This is a genomic window from Vibrio sp. RM-69-4 (genome assembly GCF_024743775.1).
In the GTDB taxonomy this organism is placed as follows: Bacteria; Pseudomonadota; Gammaproteobacteria; order Enterobacterales; family Vibrionaceae; genus Vibrio; species Vibrio anguillarum.
The window spans coordinates 152,975-168,244 of the sequence record NZ_JAMQXI010000076.1; the positions used below are offsets into that span (position 1 = coordinate 152,975).

Below are 15,270 nucleotides of genomic sequence, written 5' to 3' on the forward strand. Positions count from 1 at the left end.
TTTTAATGGCAACTCCACATATTAATGCTGAAATGGGTGCATTTGCAGACGTCGTTTTAATGCCGGGTGACCCACTTCGCGCAAAATACATCGCAGAAACTTTCCTTGATGATGTGGTTCAAGTGTGTGATGTCCGTAACATGTTTGGTTATACAGGTACATACAAAGGTCGTAAAATTTCGGTAATGGGCCATGGCATGGGGATCCCTTCATGCTCAATTTACGTGACGGAACTTATCAAAGATTTTGGCGTGAAAAAAGTGATCCGTGTCGGAAGCTGTGGTGCGGTCAGCGACGATATCAAAGTGCGTGATGTTGTGATTGGTATGGGTGCTTGTACCGATTCCAAAGTTAACCGCATCCGTTTTAAAGACCACGACTTTGCTGCGATTGCCGATTACAAAATGGTTAAAGCCGCAGAAGAAGCGGCTACGGCGCGTGGTATTAACGTGAAAGTGGGTAACTTGTTCTCCGCAGAGCTTTTCTACACGCCAGATCCAGAGATGTTCGATGTTATGGATAAATACGGCATTGTTGGTGTAGAAATGGAAGCGGCAGGAATCTACGGCGTAGCGGCGGAATATGGCGCAAAAGCACTGACGATTTGCACTGTCTCTGATCACATCAAAACTGGCGAGCAAACGACTTCAGAAGAGCGTCAAAACACTTTCAATGAAATGATTGAAATTGCGTTAGATTCAGTATTGATTGGCGACGCTCAATAATATTCTTTTATAAAAAACCTCAGTGTCGCAACTGAGGTTTTTTTATTTACAAAGCCTGCTAAGTCATATCATCCACATTCTGTAGCAGCAGGTTCTCACCACCACTTTTCGGTTTTCGACGCAGTAGTAGCAGCGTGAGCAATACACCGCTGACAAAGCTGGTTAGCAGCATGAGATACATGTAGCGATCACTTTTACGATAGTGGTGATCTGAAATCGCCGTGACGCGGCCAGTTTCAAAAGTAATGCGGATAAAACCAATAATACTGCTTTCATGATAGACAGGCTCAACCAGTTGCTGACGGCCAATGCTGGCCGTGCGCAGTGGTGTATCCAATCCTAATACTTCGCGTACGCTTAACGCGTTATCGCTGGCGGCTAATTTGACCCCTTCGGAATCATAAATAGTGGCATCAAACACCAGTTTGTCTTGAGCTAACTGGTTGGTGAGGGCTAGCAGGCGCTCTTGATCTTGCTCTGATATCATGCTGCCCGCAGATAATGATGCCTGTGAAATCAAAACCTTAGTTAATGTTTCTAGTTGGTTGGCCTGAATTCGTTCGTTACCTTTACTGATCACAACGCTGTTTTTTACGGTAAAGAAGAACATGCCTGCTAATAAAATGACGGTAAGCACACGAATTGCGACGCGAAATGAAAATAAAGAGCCGTCCATAACCCACCTGATTGGATAAATAAAAACTTTACTCATATTGAGACTTGCGTTTTTAAATTGCAATAGGGTAACGTCAGGGGCATACACCCATTTATTGATACTCGAGCATTGAATCGAGTTGATCCCATTTTGCTTGTGGTGCGTTTAAGCAGGCTGAAGGAAAAGGATTGATTAAGGAATGATAAACATGGATGCCCTCAAAACATTGCCGATCAAAAGGCACACAACGCTGCTCAACCGCTTGCCTGAAACTCGTTTCTCTTCACAATTTGACAAAGCAAAAGCAAGTTGGATTGTTTTTGCACCTTATCTCTCCACTCAACACTTTGATGATATTGACTTTTTTACCGGTTACTACAACGCTGTCCTCGATATGTGGAAAGTGGGGCATTATGAAGTGGCGCTGATGTCAGGTGAGCTGACGACAGAGCACGAGAAAATTTTACAAGGGCTCGAAATTGATTATGCCCGTTTGTGTGAAGTACCAGACCTTTCTAAACCGGGTTTGATTGTGATGGATATGGACTCCACGGCGATTCAAATTGAATGTATTGATGAGATAGCTAAGTTAGCGGGTGTCGGAGAGGAGGTGGCCGACGTCACTGAGCGAGCGATGCAAGGTGAATTGGATTTTGAGCAAAGCTTGCGTCAGCGGGTTGGAAAGCTTGCTGGTGCCGATGAGTCGATTCTTGAAGCGGTTCGCTCTACATTACCCATGATGCCCGATTTACGTGAACTGGTGGCGACACTGCATGCATTGGGGTGGAAAACGGCGATTGCATCCGGTGGCTTTACCTATTTTTCAGATTATTTAAAAAGCGAACTGCAACTTGATCATGCGCAATCCAATACGCTGGAAATTGTTGATGGCAAGCTTACTGGTCAAGTGCTAGGTGATGTCGTTTCGGCACAAACCAAAGCCGATATTTTGGTTGAGTTAGCACAACGTTATGAGATTGAATTGCACAATACTGTCGCGGTTGGCGATGGGGCGAATGATTTAGTTATGATGGCTGCGGCAGGGTTAGGCGTTGCTTATCACGCAAAACCTAAAGTGGAAGCAAAAGCGCAAGCGGCTGTGCGTTTTGCAGGCCTTGGCGGCGTGCTCTGTATTCTCTCTGCCTCATTGGTGAAGCAGCAAAAACTCAGTTGGAAAGTGAAACCTTAAGTTAAGTAAGGCCCAACCGTGAGAGATAAGAGAGTGGGCGATGCTCACTCTCTCTATTACAAAGTTAGTTCTAATCGAATTAATACTTCTTCTGTAATATCAATAATTTCACCATAACCAATGATCGAGGTGATCTCTTTTTCTAACGTACGAGCGTGATGAAGACTAATTTGTGCCAACTCATTGAGATCACTGCGCAGCAGCGTAGTGATTGGGTCAAAGACGGGTGCACTGCAAATCCTCAAGATGTAAATTTCACCCATGTGCTGCGCTTTTTGAATGAAATCAATACGCTCTTTAGTGTTTTCAAAATCACTTAATAATTTCGATTGGATTGATTGAATACGCGTGCCAAATTTGATTGCCGCAATATAAACGTCGTGATATTGCGGTATCGCTCCTTCAATGCGCCGCATCGGTTTAGCCAGTAGAGTATTGGTGTGACCTTTGAATATTGGCTCTAACGTGATGCGATTTTCTTGGCCTAATTTAGCCAGTAGCACAAGATGAGGCGGCAAGGGATAATTCACGCCAATCACTTTAGGGCGTAAATTTGCACCGTGTTTATCAACGAAAATTGGCGAACTTATCATCTTATCAAGCAAAATGTTGTGCAACCCTTCCAGCAAGTTATGACTTGGTAGCACTTCTTCTTTCTGTAACAACTTATCTTGATTGTTTTCAATAATGCTATTGAAAAAAGCGATTGTTTTGATGGTATGTATATTTTCTTCTATCACCAATTGTAAACGCCGACCTTCGGGCCCAATACGAATAACATTATAGGGAAGGCTATGCAGTGGCAGCTTTTTGTCGTAAAGCTGTAATTCGTGGTAATTGATGGTGACATTATCGCCTGCTTTCACGGGCACTGGTGTATCCACAATAATACTTAAACCACGTTTAGATAAATCAACCGTATGGCCAGTCGCATTTACCCCAGATCCTGAAGTGATAGTCAGCGGTGTCTTGAATTGGTAACGAGGCTCTTTTCTACGCGAGCGAGCATCAAAATAAATGCCTGTAGGTTGGCCAATGATCTGCCTTGGATGACGAAATTTATTGAGTTCGCTATTGGGTAAATTGGGTTTGTCAGTCAATAGGTAATCTTTTGCCGAATCCTCATCGCCAATTTCTTGTAAAACGCCACAGTGCGTTAAGTGGCTTGAGCGATCTGACAATTCATGGGCATGAACCGCAAGTTCTTGACGCTCTTCATCCGAGAGTTCAAAGATAAATAAGCGAAACGCTTTCCAACTTTGTCGACGAGCGCCAACATGCCAAAACATTTTTCTTTGTTCACGGTTGGCCTCTGGCATCATCATTGAAAAAAAGAGCGTTTTTTCCTGATGTTCATGCTTAAAAGCATAAAGCACATTATTGCTACCCCGCATCCCCGGCTTGGTTAACTGTTCCATCCGCTCTTTATTGAATAACGAACCGAGTGCTTGTTGATTACGCTCGTCGTGCCAGTATTGCCAGATCGGTTGGTTATTTTCAGTCAGCAGCACCAACTTCAATTCACTGCCACTAAAAAACACTGGTAAGTTACAGGTGTGTTTTAAATAGGTGTGCTCGTAACCACGGGTTCGAGCTCGGATGAGTTTATCTTGGTTATCGTGGCGCGCTTTTTGAGTGTTATTTTGCAGCGATTCAGTAATCACTTTTTCGATGATGTTAGTGTCGGAAAGTTTTAGCGTACGCAGAAATTTCACGGCATCGTTATCGTAAGACTCATCAATACCTAAAATACGATATTCAATGGCGTGGTGCAGTCCAACCACTTCTGACGTTTTGTTGAGTTCGGAAAAATAGACTTTGATCACCTCACCGAGTTTGTAGTTAAAAGCGGCGGGAACTTTAAATTTTGCACCCGAAACGGATAGATCAACACTGAGGCCATTGACCAACTGTTTACTAGGTAGGTGAATCTCAACTTGTGAGGTGACTTTTAAGCGATTTTCTTGACGCTTGAGATCATAACCAAGCTTAATTGGCTCAGCCTCAAAAAACGTACTGCCACCACCGTCTTTTTGTGGGTTTTGGGCACCACGTTGTTGCATCACACGGAAGTTGTTTGGCGTATTGTTTAATGCTTCCCATACACCTTCCGTGTACGCACCAAATTTTTTGACCCCTTTGTGATACGCGTTAAAGGCCACATCGTCGAACCAATGTTTGCGGCCATCTAATTCATATTCTCGGCATTCCCCTTGTACCCGACCTCGCAAGTCAATACTTTTAACACAAGGAGCCATGATGCGATTGAGCTCCATTTTGACCAGTAATTTTGCCGACGGTGATTCATCTTCTGTCATTTGTGAAAGAAGGTATTCAAAATCAGGTAAACGGTAAGCTGGGATCAAACGCTCTGCGATTGATAGAATTTCAGATTGCTGCATACTTTTCTGTTAGAGTGTCCGTCTCAAAGATTAATCGGCATCGTTATCATAATCTTTAGTTATCTGTTGCGAAGGTTCAACCTTTATTTAAACGTAAATCAACCTATATCACTTCATGATTACTTAACAGTTTAATCTTTAAGCTTGAAAAGTATAGGTTACCAACAAGAAACAGGAATTGTTGAGGAAGCATGGCAAAAGCAAAACGCGCCTATGTATGTAATGATTGCGGCGCAGATTTTCCGCGTTGGCAAGGTCAATGTAGTGCTTGTGGTGCATGGAATACCATCACCGAAGTACGCTTGGCAGCATCGCCGCAGGTTGCACGTAATGAGCGACTAGGTGGTTACGCTGGGGCAGTAACGGAATCACAAGTCCAAGTGCTGTCGGATATTAATCTGCAGGAAGTCCCACGGTTTTCTAGCGGCTTTAAAGAGTTGGACCGTGTATTGGGTGGTGGTGTCGTACCCGGCGCGGCGATTTTAATCGGTGGTAACCCTGGCGCTGGGAAATCGACTTTATTACTGCAAACCATGTGTCAGCTCGCGGCGTCAATGCCTGCTTTGTATGTCACGGGTGAAGAATCGCTTCAGCAAGTCGCGATGCGAGCCTCTCGTCTTGGTTTACCTAAAGATAAGCTTAAAATGCTGTCGGAAACCAATGTAGATCGCATTTGCCAAATCGCTGAAAAAGAGCAGCCCCGCATCATGGTCATAGACTCAATTCAAGTGATGCATGTGGCCGACGTCCAATCCTCTCCCGGTACGGTGGCACAAGTGCGCGAGTCTGCGACAACGCTCACACGCTACGCTAAGCAAAACAACGTTGCCGTATTTTTAGTCGGACACGTTACTAAAGACGGTTCTTTGGCTGGTCCAAAAGTGCTAGAGCATATTATTGACTGCTCGGTATTGCTCGACGGAGGGACTGATAGTCGTTTTCGTACATTGCGCAGTCACAAGAACCGATTTGGTGCGGTCAATGAACTCGGCGTTTTTGCCATGACGGGACAGGGCTTGCGTGAAGTGAGTAATCCTTCTGCCATTTTCCTTTCGCGAGGCGAAGAAGATACTTCGGGCAGTTCGGTGATGGTCGTATGGGAAGGAACGCGTCCACTGCTAGTGGAGATCCAAGCACTGGTTGACTATTCACAATTAGCGAACCCAAGGCGAGTCGCCGTTGGGCTTGAGCAAAATCGCTTATCTTTATTGTTGGCAGTGCTTCACAAGCACGGTGGCTTACAAATGTCCGATCAAGATGTGTTTGTTAATGTGGTTGGTGGCGTTAAAGTGACGGAAACAAGCGCCGACTTAGCACTTCTCATGGCACTGCTTTCAAGCTTCAGAGATAAACCACTTGCTAAAGATGTTGTGGTGTTTGGCGAAGTCGGTTTGGCCGGAGAAATTCGCCCAGTACCTAGTGGTCAAGAGCGATTAAATGAAGCATTTAAACATGGTTTTAAGAAAGCAATTATTCCGATGGCGAATATGCCTAAAGGTGGAATACCGGGCATGCAATTGCACGGTGTGAAGAAATTATCTGAAGCAATTGAAGCATTTGATGAGTTATAAATCTTAATTAAACTCGCCTCTTTTACGGTTATGACCTATATTTCACCGACAGTTCGTAACCGTACTATATTTTTTTTCAAGCAAGCGTATGCAAGGGTATCAGTCTTGACAGATTGTGATATACTCTGCGCGCACTTTATACCTTATTAACAGAGTAAGACAATGGCAGATTTATCAAAATACAGAAACATTGGTATTTTCGCGCACGTTGATGCCGGTAAAACCACTACCACTGAGCGTATTCTTAAGCTTACTGGTAAAATCCACCGTACAGGTGAAGTACACGATGGCGCTTCTACCATGGATTTCATGGATCAAGAAGCTGAACGCGGTATCACAATTCAATCAGCAGCGACGACTTGTTTCTGGAAAGATCACCGTTTTAACGTTATCGATACTCCTGGGCACGTTGACTTCACAGTTGAAGTTTACCGTTCTCTGAAAGTTCTTGATGGCGGTGTTGGTGTATTCTGTGGTTCTGGCGGTGTTGAACCTCAGTCAGAAACTAACTGGCGTTACGCGAACGATTCAGAAGTAGCTCGTCTGATCTTCGTAAACAAACTAGACCGTATGGGTGCAGACTTCTTCCGCGTTGTAGGACAAGTGAAGAAAGTTCTTGGCGCAAACCCACTTGTTATGACTCTTCCAATTGGTCGTGAAGACGAATTCGTTGGCGTTGTTGACGTATTAAACCGTCAAGCTTACGTTTGGGATGATTCAGGTCAGCCAGAAAACTACGAAATCAAAGAAATTCCAGCAGACATGGTAGAGCAAGTTGAAGAATACCGTGAAATGCTAATTGAAACTGCAGTAGAGCAAGACGACGAGCTAATGATGGCTTATATGGAAGGCGAAGAGCCAACTATTGAGCAACTAAAAGCTTGTATCCGTAAGGGTACTCGTGAATTAGCGTTCTTCCCTACATTCTGTGGTTCAGCATTCAAAAACAAAGGCATGCAACTTCTACTAGATGCCGTTGTTGATTATCTTCCAGCTCCAGCTGAAGTTGTACCTCAAGATCTGACTGATCCTGAAACAGGTGAGCCTACTGGTAAAGTTGCAACAGTTTCTGTTGACGAACCATTCCGCGCACTTGCATTCAAGATCATGGATGACCGTTTTGGTGCCCTAACGTTTATCCGTATTTATTCTGGTAAACTGAAGAAAGGTGACACCATTCTTAACAGTGCTACTGGTAAGACTGAGCGTATTGGCCGTATGGTTGAGATGCACGCGAACGATCGTAACGAACTTGATTCCGCTCAAGCGGGTGATATCATCGCTATCGTTGGTATGAAAAACGTGAAAACTGGTCACACTCTATGTGATCCTAAACACGAATGTACTCTTGAGCCAATGATTTTCCCAACGCCTGTAATCTCTATCGCTGTTGCTCCTAAAGACAAAGGCGGTTCTGAGAAGCTAGGTATTGCGCTAGGTAAAATGGTTTCAGAAGATCCATCATTCCAAGTTGAGTCTGATGAAGAAACTGGCGAAACCATCCTAAAAGGTATGGGTGAACTTCACCTAGATATCAAAGTTGATATCCTTAAGCGTACACACGGCATTGATCTTATCGTTGGTGCTCCTCAAGTTGCTTACCGTGAAACTATCACTAAAGCAATTGAAGACAGCTATACGCATAAGAAACAGTCTGGTGGTTCTGGTCAGTTCGGTAAGATCGACTACCGTATCAAACCAGGTGAGCCAAATTCAGGTTTCACGTTCAAATCAGTAGTTGTTGGTGGTAACGTACCTAAAGAATTCTGGCCTGCTGTAGAGAAAGGCTTTAAGTCTATGATGGACCAAGGTGTTCTTGCTGGGTTCCCTGTACTAGACGTTGAAGTTGAACTGTTCGACGGTGGCTTCCACGCAGTTGACTCATCTGCAATCGCATTTGAAATCGCAGCGAAAGGTGCATTCCGTCAATCTATGCCTAAAGCTGGCGCTCAACTTCTAGAGCCAATTATGCACGTTGACGTGTTTACTCCAGAAGATCACGTTGGTGATGTTATCGGTGACCTTAACCGTCGTCGTGGCATGATTAAAGATCAAGAAGCTGGCGTAACAGGTGTACGTATTAAAGCTAACGTTCCTCTATCTGAAATGTTTGGTTATATCGGTCACCTACGTACAATGACATCTGGTCGTGGTCAGTTCTCTATGGAGTTCTCACACTACGCTGCATGTCCTGCAAACGTTGCAGAGCAAGTTATTGCTGACGTTAAAGCACGTAAAGAAGCAGACAAGAAGTAATTCTTAAAAGCTAAGCTGAACGTAAAAAGCCCCACCAGTGAAAGCTGGTGGGGCTTTTTTATGTAGCAACGAAATAGAAAAGGGCATAAAAACCGATAAAAGCAGAGCCGATAAAAGTGGAAACTGCCGGGTGAAGGTAGCTTGCGCTACTCAATTCATATCGTTTAGTTAGCCCTTAAGGTTGATATAGATTTCTTCAACTTTAATACGTGCCCATTCAGTTTTACGTAAAAACTTCAAGCTTGATTTAATACTCGGATCCTTTTTAAAGCAGTTAATATTGACCATGTAGCTGAGCTCTTCCCAGCCATAGTATTCAACGAGATCCGTGAGTAGTTTTTCTAAAGTGACCCCATGCAGCGGGTTATTATCTTGTGTCATGATCCAATTATTCAATGGCGTTATTTAAGCTAAGTATAGCAGGCACAGGAGTTAAATTAGGACAAAATATTAGGCACTATAGGAGGTTGTTAGTGTGTATTGGCAGGTTAGAGGCTAAGTCCAACCTGCTCAATTAGAATGGATTACTCTTCCCAAACAACCAGTTGTCCTTTTGGCCAATTGTGCCCCATTTCATGATATTTCTGCTCTAATACATGCCGCTTGATTTTTAAGGTAGGAGTGAGCACGCCATTTTCGATTGACCATGGCTCCTTTATCATTAGCACGCCTTTGATTTGCTCATGCGATTCCAATTCCTCATTCATCCGCTTAATGACTTTTTGAGTAGTACGCTCATAACGAACGCGATCAAAATGAGGGAAATTATGTGGAACAACCAGCAAAATAGGGGCGGGAAGCCCTAAGCCAATCAGACACATCATCTCGACTCGAGTGTATTCGAACAGTTTATTTTCGATAGGTACGGGAGCCACAAACTTGCCTTTGGCTGTTTTAAAGGTGTCCTTTTTGCGCCCTTGAATGGTGAGATAACCTTCAGCATCAATAAAACCGATATCGCCAGTATGTAGCCATCCTTCTCTGTCGAAAGACTCTTGCGTTGCGATATCATTTTTATAGTAGCCTGAAAATAGCCCTTTGCTGCGGACCATAATTTCGCCATCGTTAGCGATTTTTAGCTCAATTCCCGGCCCCGTTTGTCCAACAGAACCTATTTTATCTGATCTAAACGGGTAGTTGAGAGTGCTGTAAGCAAAAGATTCTGTCATGCCCCAAGCTTCGGTAATGTTCAGACCAATTTGGTGATACCACTCTAATAACGCTGGTGATACGGGAGCCGAGCCACAACCAAGCACACGTGCTTGATCAAGCCCTAAGCCATCAGCAAGTTTCTTCTTAATCAGCGTGCTTACAAAAGGGATCTTTAGCAGAAAATTGAGCTTTTTCTGCGGTAATTTGTCTTGAATGCGTTGCTGAAATAGAGTCCATAACCTTGGTACTGAGATAAAGAGCGTCGGTCGCTGCATTTTGACATCTTCAATAAAGGTGTCTAATGATTCAGGGAAAGCCGTTTGTACCCCACCCATGATGGAAGAGCCAAAAATATAAACACGTTCAGTAATATGAGCCAAAGGGAGGTAGGAAAATAAACGGTCGTTTTCTTGAATGCCAATGTGGTTTATAAGCTGTTGAGCTGACCAGCTAAATGCACCGTAGGTCAGCATAGCCCCTTTCGGCAAGCCCGACGTGCCCGATGTATAGACTAAAGACATCAACTTGTTGTCATAATGTACAGGGCGTTCTGTGCTTGGCGGATAGTGCTCAATCAATTTTGTAAACAGGTGATCGCAAGTGGGAGCAGAATCATAGGGGAGCGCGATGCTAATTATATCGGGCAAATTGTTGAGCACTTGCTGAGTGGCTTGCCCGTTATCGAGTTTACCTACAATAACTATTTTTGTTTCACTGTGAGTGAGGCAATATTCGATGGTATCAGCGCCTGCGGTTGGAAAAATAGGTACGCTAATGAAGTCGCCGAGCATCATTGCGAGATCACACACAAACCATTCAGCGCAGTTTTTGGAAATGAGTGCAATTTTATCTTGGGGTTTTGCCCCTAGCGCTTGTAGCGCCGAGGCGAGCCTGAGTGCTTTGTCGGCCACTTCAGCATAGGTGTATTCAACAAATTTTCGGTTAATAATTTGTCTTAAATAAACTTGGTTGGGGCGTTCCGCTGCCCATTTCAAGATCATTTCATTCGGTGGTGGGAGAGCACAAGTTGCTTTGCTTAACTCGTTAGGCTGAATCATTCTCTAACTCCATGTTATTGGCAAAAATATTATTATTCTTATGTTAATGTTTTGTTAACTTTAGCATGGTGGAATGGTTAGGTAAAAGAAGATTGTAGTTACTAAACGTTAAAGTTGCGCGCTGGATTCACTTTCTTATTTTGACACTATTAACTCAGAGTGACGTTTATTTCTGTTCAGTTGAATCTATCCTTCGGGTCGATTTCTGGGTGAATATCAATCACATGTTTTAAGTAATCTTGATGATAGCGAAGGGCATTGACACAGTGTTTATCAAGCTTGCCGCTCACGACCATTTTTTCCAGTTCGAGAAGGGCAAAAGGAACAGACCAAGCTTGTTTGTATGGACGATGGCTTGTTAAGGCATCAAAGACGTTGGCAACAGCAATAATGCGTGCCGATATCGGGATATTGTCTTGCATTAGGCCGTAAGGATAGCCACTGCCATCCAAAAACTCATGATGATAAGCGACGATCTCTTTTAATATGGATATGCAAGGGTGATCAGGTGTACCTATGTCATCAATAATTTGATTAATGATTTCAATCCCTTTTTCTATGTGGCTATACAGTTGAGCACGCTCTGGTTTATCTAATGTATTTGGGTTAAGTAATAAGCTTGTCGGTAGGGCAAGTTTGCCTATGTCGTGATAGCGCGAAAACTGGATGATGTTATCAATGGTTTCATCATCCAGTTGATAAATGTCAGCAACTTCCGTAGCGATGACTTTGGCATAACAGCTAATACGTTCTTTATGCTCTTTCGATTCCAGTTGATGCTCTGGGGAGCGCGCTTGAGTCAAATTTACAGTCTCTAAAATAGTGTGGACTAAATCGTATTCAGAGCAAACTGCAAAGCGAATCATCTCAATAAAAGGTTCTACATTCTGCCTTACCTGTTCGGTAAACAAATGGCTTTGACACGAGTTGAGGAAAATAAAGCCAATAAATGCTTGCTGGTGGTAAGTCGGAATCGCCAGTGATGAACAATAACCTTGCTCAATTAGCCAGCGAGTATGAGGATAGTCTGGCTTCAATTGGATTGGGATATTTTCAACGCTACGACTCTGGCCGTTTTGTGCGCATTGCTTAAGGACTGGAAGCTCAGCAAGTGGAAACTCGTAATGTATAAGCTCGCCCCCGTGAAAGGTGCTGTCGGCGTAGGTTTTCAAATTGTCATGGTGATGGTCGTATAGCGCAAAAGAGATACGGTCAATCTCTGGGACTTTGACTTGCATTCGTTGGTGTATGTTAGCCAGTTGCTTATTGAGTGGACCAACATGTGGAAAATAGGCGTGCTCGCAACCTTTGCTATGCGTATCCATCGCGTGTTCCTCTGCGCTACAGGGTCTCCAAGGTTGAAATGGAGAGGTTCTTCTAATTGATAAGTTTAGAACAGATAAGCGATGTGTGCGTGAAATTTAACTAAAAAATGGGTTATATAACCAAGCAATATGAGGTGGTACTGGAAAGCCGTTGGGTGACGCTGGGTCACTAGATAAATACGGCTATTTGACGCCATGTTTAGTCACAAGGCGTATGGCCAGCTTCAGTTTAATCCAAGTGCAATACCACTGAGCATAAAGAATATAACCAGCCAGACAATAGGCAGTTTGAGCTGTTTTAGTAGGTAAAAACCGGTCAGAACGATCGCCATATCTAGATGATTGCTGACCGAGCTTGTAAATACAGGGTGATATAAGGCTGAGAGCAGCAAACCAACGACGGCGGCGTTAACACCGTTGATTGCTCCTGATACTGATCGATAGTTTGCTAAGGCTTGCCAATTTTTAAGCACGCCGAGCAGTAACAAAAACCCCGGCAAAAAGACGGCAATGGTCGCCAGCGTTGCGCCTAAGATTGGCGCTTGTGGTAGTAGAGCGTAGCCAATGTAAGTGGCGAAGGTAAACATTGGACCAGGAACCGCTTGTGCTGCGGCATATCCTGTTAAAAATAGATCCGGGTCAAGTGCGTCGCCAACCAAATTTTGCAGCAATGGAAGTACGACATGCCCGCCGCCAAACACTAAGCTACCCGCTTGATAAAAGTGGTTAAATAGAGCGATTTCAGGCATCAAGTGGGCGGAAAAAGGCAAACCGACCAGTAAGCCAATAAAGAGAGCGAAAGGGATGAAAGCGGGGACAAATGAACGTTCAGTGGCTAAATCTTGACTAGGGAGCCATTTCACTCCGATCAGCGCTGCCCCAATGAGAACTCCGATTTGCGTTCCAATACTGGGGGCAACAATCAGCATCACAGCGGTGGCCACACACAACCCAACAGTTAAGCGATTCTTACAGAAGTTTTTATACATTCCCCATGTGGCATCCGCGACAACCACAACGGCTAGCAGTTTTAAGCCGTGAATCACGTTTTGAAATAAGGGGGTTTGTAGTAATTGGCTGCTGGCGATGGCAAGGGCAACCATGATCAAAACCGAAGGGAGTGTAAAACCAGCAAAAGCGGCGCATCCACCCAGTAAGCCACCACGATGGTACCCTAGTGCAAACCCAACTTGGCTTGAACCTGGCCCTGGCAAAAACTGACTTAAGGCAACGATCTGTGCGTATTCTTTATCTTCAATCCATTTTAATTTTTCAACGAATGTATTGCGGAAATAACCAATGTGAGCGGCTGGCCCACCAAAGCTTATCCACCCAAGCAGAAAAAAAGTTTTGAAAATAGTAAACATGTGCATAAGCACTCTTAAAGAGACGTTGTTTCGCTACTTTAAAAGGATGTTTGAGCAGATTCAAATTTAATCCTTAACCATTTGTAAACCGCAGAAAAACGATAAACAGACAGGCATGGGTTAACTGAGTTTAAACTTAGTCCAAACCTTAGATCGCCAACGCCTAAACATGATGATGCCTCTGAACCATTCATCCACCGAAATGGCCACCCATGCACCCATAACTCCCCATCCCCAATGTAGGCCAAATAAGTAAGTTAAACCTGCGCCAAAAGTCCACATGCTTAATATGCCCATCTGCACTGGAAAGCGAATGTCTCCTGCGCCTTTGAGTGCGGCAATAAAAATTAGGTTAAACGTGCGCCCGGCTTCCATTGCAATGGAGCCAGCAATTAACCCTGCGACCAAGGCCGTTATCTCAGGATCAGAAGTGAAGAGGGCGATGATGTCAGCGCGCAGTAGATAAATTGAGATCGTCAATGTGCTGGAGACGAGAAAGCCAACCACAAAATATTGTTGAACTTTAGTCAGAATCTCATCCACCCAACCTTTACCAATGTAGTAGCTAGTTTGAATTTGCCCGGCTTGCCCAAGAGCTACTGAGAATGCAAAGGCGAGACGGGCAATATTTTGCGCATAAGTAAACGCGGCCAATGAAGCCGTGCCCATTTTTACAACGAAAAAAATCACCGTCAGTTGCATCATGTTATAGGAAAGAATCTCTCCCGCATTCATCATACCGATCTTGATGATCTTCTGGTATAGCGGCTTCGGGATGATTTTCCACTCTTTCACCGGTAGTGATATGTGGTAGTACTTAACGGTGTAGTACAGCAAAATAGTGCTGACAATTTGGCTGAATACTGTTGATATCGCAACCCCTTGTACACCGTAGACGGGCAGTCCAAAGGGTTGAAAAATAGCAATATAGTTACCGATGATATTCAATAATCCGGCAAATAAATTAATGAACATCGGCGCTTTGGAGTAGCCGTTACTGCGCAAAATCGTCGCCAGTACAATGCCGATGGTAACGTTTACTGTAAAGCTGCCACTGATAACCAGATATTCATAGCCATATTGTGCAACCTGCGCTTCTAGGCCGTAGGCATTCATGACTGAATTAGCGCTCAAATAAGCGGCTAAACTGAGCGATGAGCCAATGATTAATCCAAGCAGTAAACTGGCCACCCCAACATGTGCCGATTCACTTTGGCGGCCAGAGCCATTGTATTGCCCAATTAGGATCCCTGTACCACTGCTGACCATCATTGAGACAATCAGCAAGAAAAAATTGATTTGAGTGATAACCCCAACCGCTGATACAGCCTTGTCTGAATAACTACTCAGCATAAACACATCACTGGTGTTAATCGCCGTCCGTAATAAAATCTCAATAAAGATCGGCCAAGTCAAAGTGACGATATTCATTCGGTTATTCAGTTCTACACGGCTTTGGGTCATGGGCTAAAACTCAGCAAGGTAAGTCGAACTAGAGAAGATGATGGTGCAAGGTGGTGGGCTGCAAAATATCTCACTAGAGCCTACCTGTGCGTATTGTATACGTAAT

The 15,270-nt window shown here is 44.0% G+C and carries 11 protein-coding genes; 4 read left to right on the forward strand and 7 right to left on the reverse strand.

All coding sequences use genetic code 11. The features are described 5' to 3' along the window. Positions 1-5 precede the first annotated feature (5 nt). Positions 6-725, forward strand: a complete 720-nt coding sequence (deoD, locus tag NB504_RS12840; RefSeq protein WP_013856127.1) for a purine-nucleoside phosphorylase — start codon at positions 6-8, stop codon at positions 723-725. A 58-nt stretch (positions 726-783) separates the two neighbouring features. Here deoD and NB504_RS12845 read toward each other — a convergent pair whose 3' ends face one another. Further along, positions 784-1,401, reverse strand: coding sequence for a YtjB family periplasmic protein (locus NB504_RS12845; RefSeq protein WP_026027378.1), 618 nt, complete (start codon positions 1,399-1,401; stop codon positions 784-786). A gap of 187 nt (positions 1,402-1,588) precedes the next feature. Here NB504_RS12845 and serB point away from each other — a divergent pair, with 187 nt between their 5' ends. Next, on the forward strand, positions 1,589-2,569 hold the full coding sequence (serB, locus tag NB504_RS12850; protein WP_258429028.1) for a phosphoserine phosphatase: 981 nt from the start codon (positions 1,589-1,591) through the stop codon (positions 2,567-2,569). Between the two features lie 56 nt (positions 2,570-2,625). On the opposite strand, the gene NB504_RS12855 is transcribed toward serB, so the two are convergent. Next, on the reverse strand, positions 2,626-4,971 hold the full coding sequence (locus NB504_RS12855) for a PilZ domain-containing protein (protein ID WP_258429029.1): 2,346 nt from the start codon (positions 4,969-4,971) through the stop codon (positions 2,626-2,628). A gap of 191 nt (positions 4,972-5,162) precedes the next feature. Between NB504_RS12855 and radA the strand changes: the two genes are divergently transcribed. Then, on the forward strand, positions 5,163-6,542 hold the full coding sequence (radA, locus tag NB504_RS12860; protein ID WP_013856131.1) for a DNA repair protein RadA: 1,380 nt from the start codon (positions 5,163-5,165) through the stop codon (positions 6,540-6,542). A gap of 162 nt (positions 6,543-6,704) precedes the next feature. Continuing rightward, complete coding sequence (fusA, locus tag NB504_RS12865; RefSeq protein ID WP_017043055.1) at positions 6,705-8,798, forward strand: elongation factor G; 2,094 nt, start codon at positions 6,705-6,707, stop codon at positions 8,796-8,798. Positions 8,799-8,966: 168 nt separating this feature from the next. Here fusA and NB504_RS12870 read toward each other — a convergent pair whose 3' ends face one another. From NB504_RS12870 to NB504_RS12890, 5 genes are all read right to left on the reverse strand, one after another. Then, on the reverse strand, positions 8,967-9,179 hold the full coding sequence (locus tag NB504_RS12870) for a VF530 family DNA-binding protein (protein ID WP_013856133.1): 213 nt from the start codon (positions 9,177-9,179) through the stop codon (positions 8,967-8,969). Between the two features lie 143 nt (positions 9,180-9,322). Next, positions 9,323-11,008 (reverse strand): AMP-binding protein, encoded by a 1,686-nt coding sequence (locus tag NB504_RS12875; protein WP_258429030.1) that lies wholly within the window; start codon positions 11,006-11,008, stop codon positions 9,323-9,325. A gap of 176 nt (positions 11,009-11,184) precedes the next feature. After that, a complete protein-coding gene (locus tag NB504_RS12880) occupies positions 11,185-12,333 on the reverse strand; it encodes an HD-GYP domain-containing protein (RefSeq protein WP_088721265.1) in 1,149 nt (382 codons plus the stop codon). 224 nt (positions 12,334-12,557) lie between these two features. Beyond that, entirely contained in the window at positions 12,558-13,706 is a 1,149-nt protein-coding gene (gene chrA / locus NB504_RS12885) for a chromate efflux transporter (RefSeq protein WP_258429031.1), read from the reverse strand. 114 nt (positions 13,707-13,820) lie between these two features. Next, on the reverse strand, positions 13,821-15,131 hold the full coding sequence (locus tag NB504_RS12890) for an MATE family efflux transporter (protein WP_017046555.1): 1,311 nt from the start codon (positions 15,129-15,131) through the stop codon (positions 13,821-13,823). Positions 15,132-15,270: the final 139 nt, after the last annotated feature.

Bases quoted from the DNA above. Each gene is read 5' to 3' on its own strand.
- radA (WP_013856131.1), top strand. From the start codon at position 5,163: ATGGCAAAAGCAAAACGCGCCTATGTATGTAATGATTGCGGCGCAGAT.
- NB504_RS12875 (WP_258429030.1), bottom strand. From the start codon at position 11,008: ATGATTCAGCCTAACGAGTTAAGCAAAGCAACTTGTGCTCTCCCACCA.
- serB (WP_258429028.1), top strand. From the start codon at position 1,589: ATGGATGCCCTCAAAACATTGCCGATCAAAAGGCACACAACGCTGCTC.
- chrA (WP_258429031.1), bottom strand. From the start codon at position 13,706: ATGCACATGTTTACTATTTTCAAAACTTTTTTTCTGCTTGGGTGGATA.
- deoD (WP_013856127.1), top strand. From the start codon at position 6: ATGGCAACTCCACATATTAATGCTGAAATGGGTGCATTTGCAGACGTC.
- NB504_RS12855 (WP_258429029.1), bottom strand. From the start codon at position 4,971: ATGCAGCAATCTGAAATTCTATCAATCGCAGAGCGTTTGATCCCAGCT.
- NB504_RS12880 (WP_088721265.1), bottom strand. From the start codon at position 12,333: ATGGATACGCATAGCAAAGGTTGCGAGCACGCCTATTTTCCACATGTT.
- NB504_RS12870 (WP_013856133.1), bottom strand. From the start codon at position 9,179: ATGACACAAGATAATAACCCGCTGCATGGGGTCACTTTAGAAAAACTA.
- NB504_RS12890 (WP_017046555.1), bottom strand. From the start codon at position 15,131: ATGAATATCGTCACTTTGACTTGGCCGATCTTTATTGAGATTTTATTA.
- NB504_RS12845 (WP_026027378.1), bottom strand. From the start codon at position 1,401: ATGGACGGCTCTTTATTTTCATTTCGCGTCGCAATTCGTGTGCTTACC.
- fusA (WP_017043055.1), top strand. From the start codon at position 6,705: ATGGCAGATTTATCAAAATACAGAAACATTGGTATTTTCGCGCACGTT.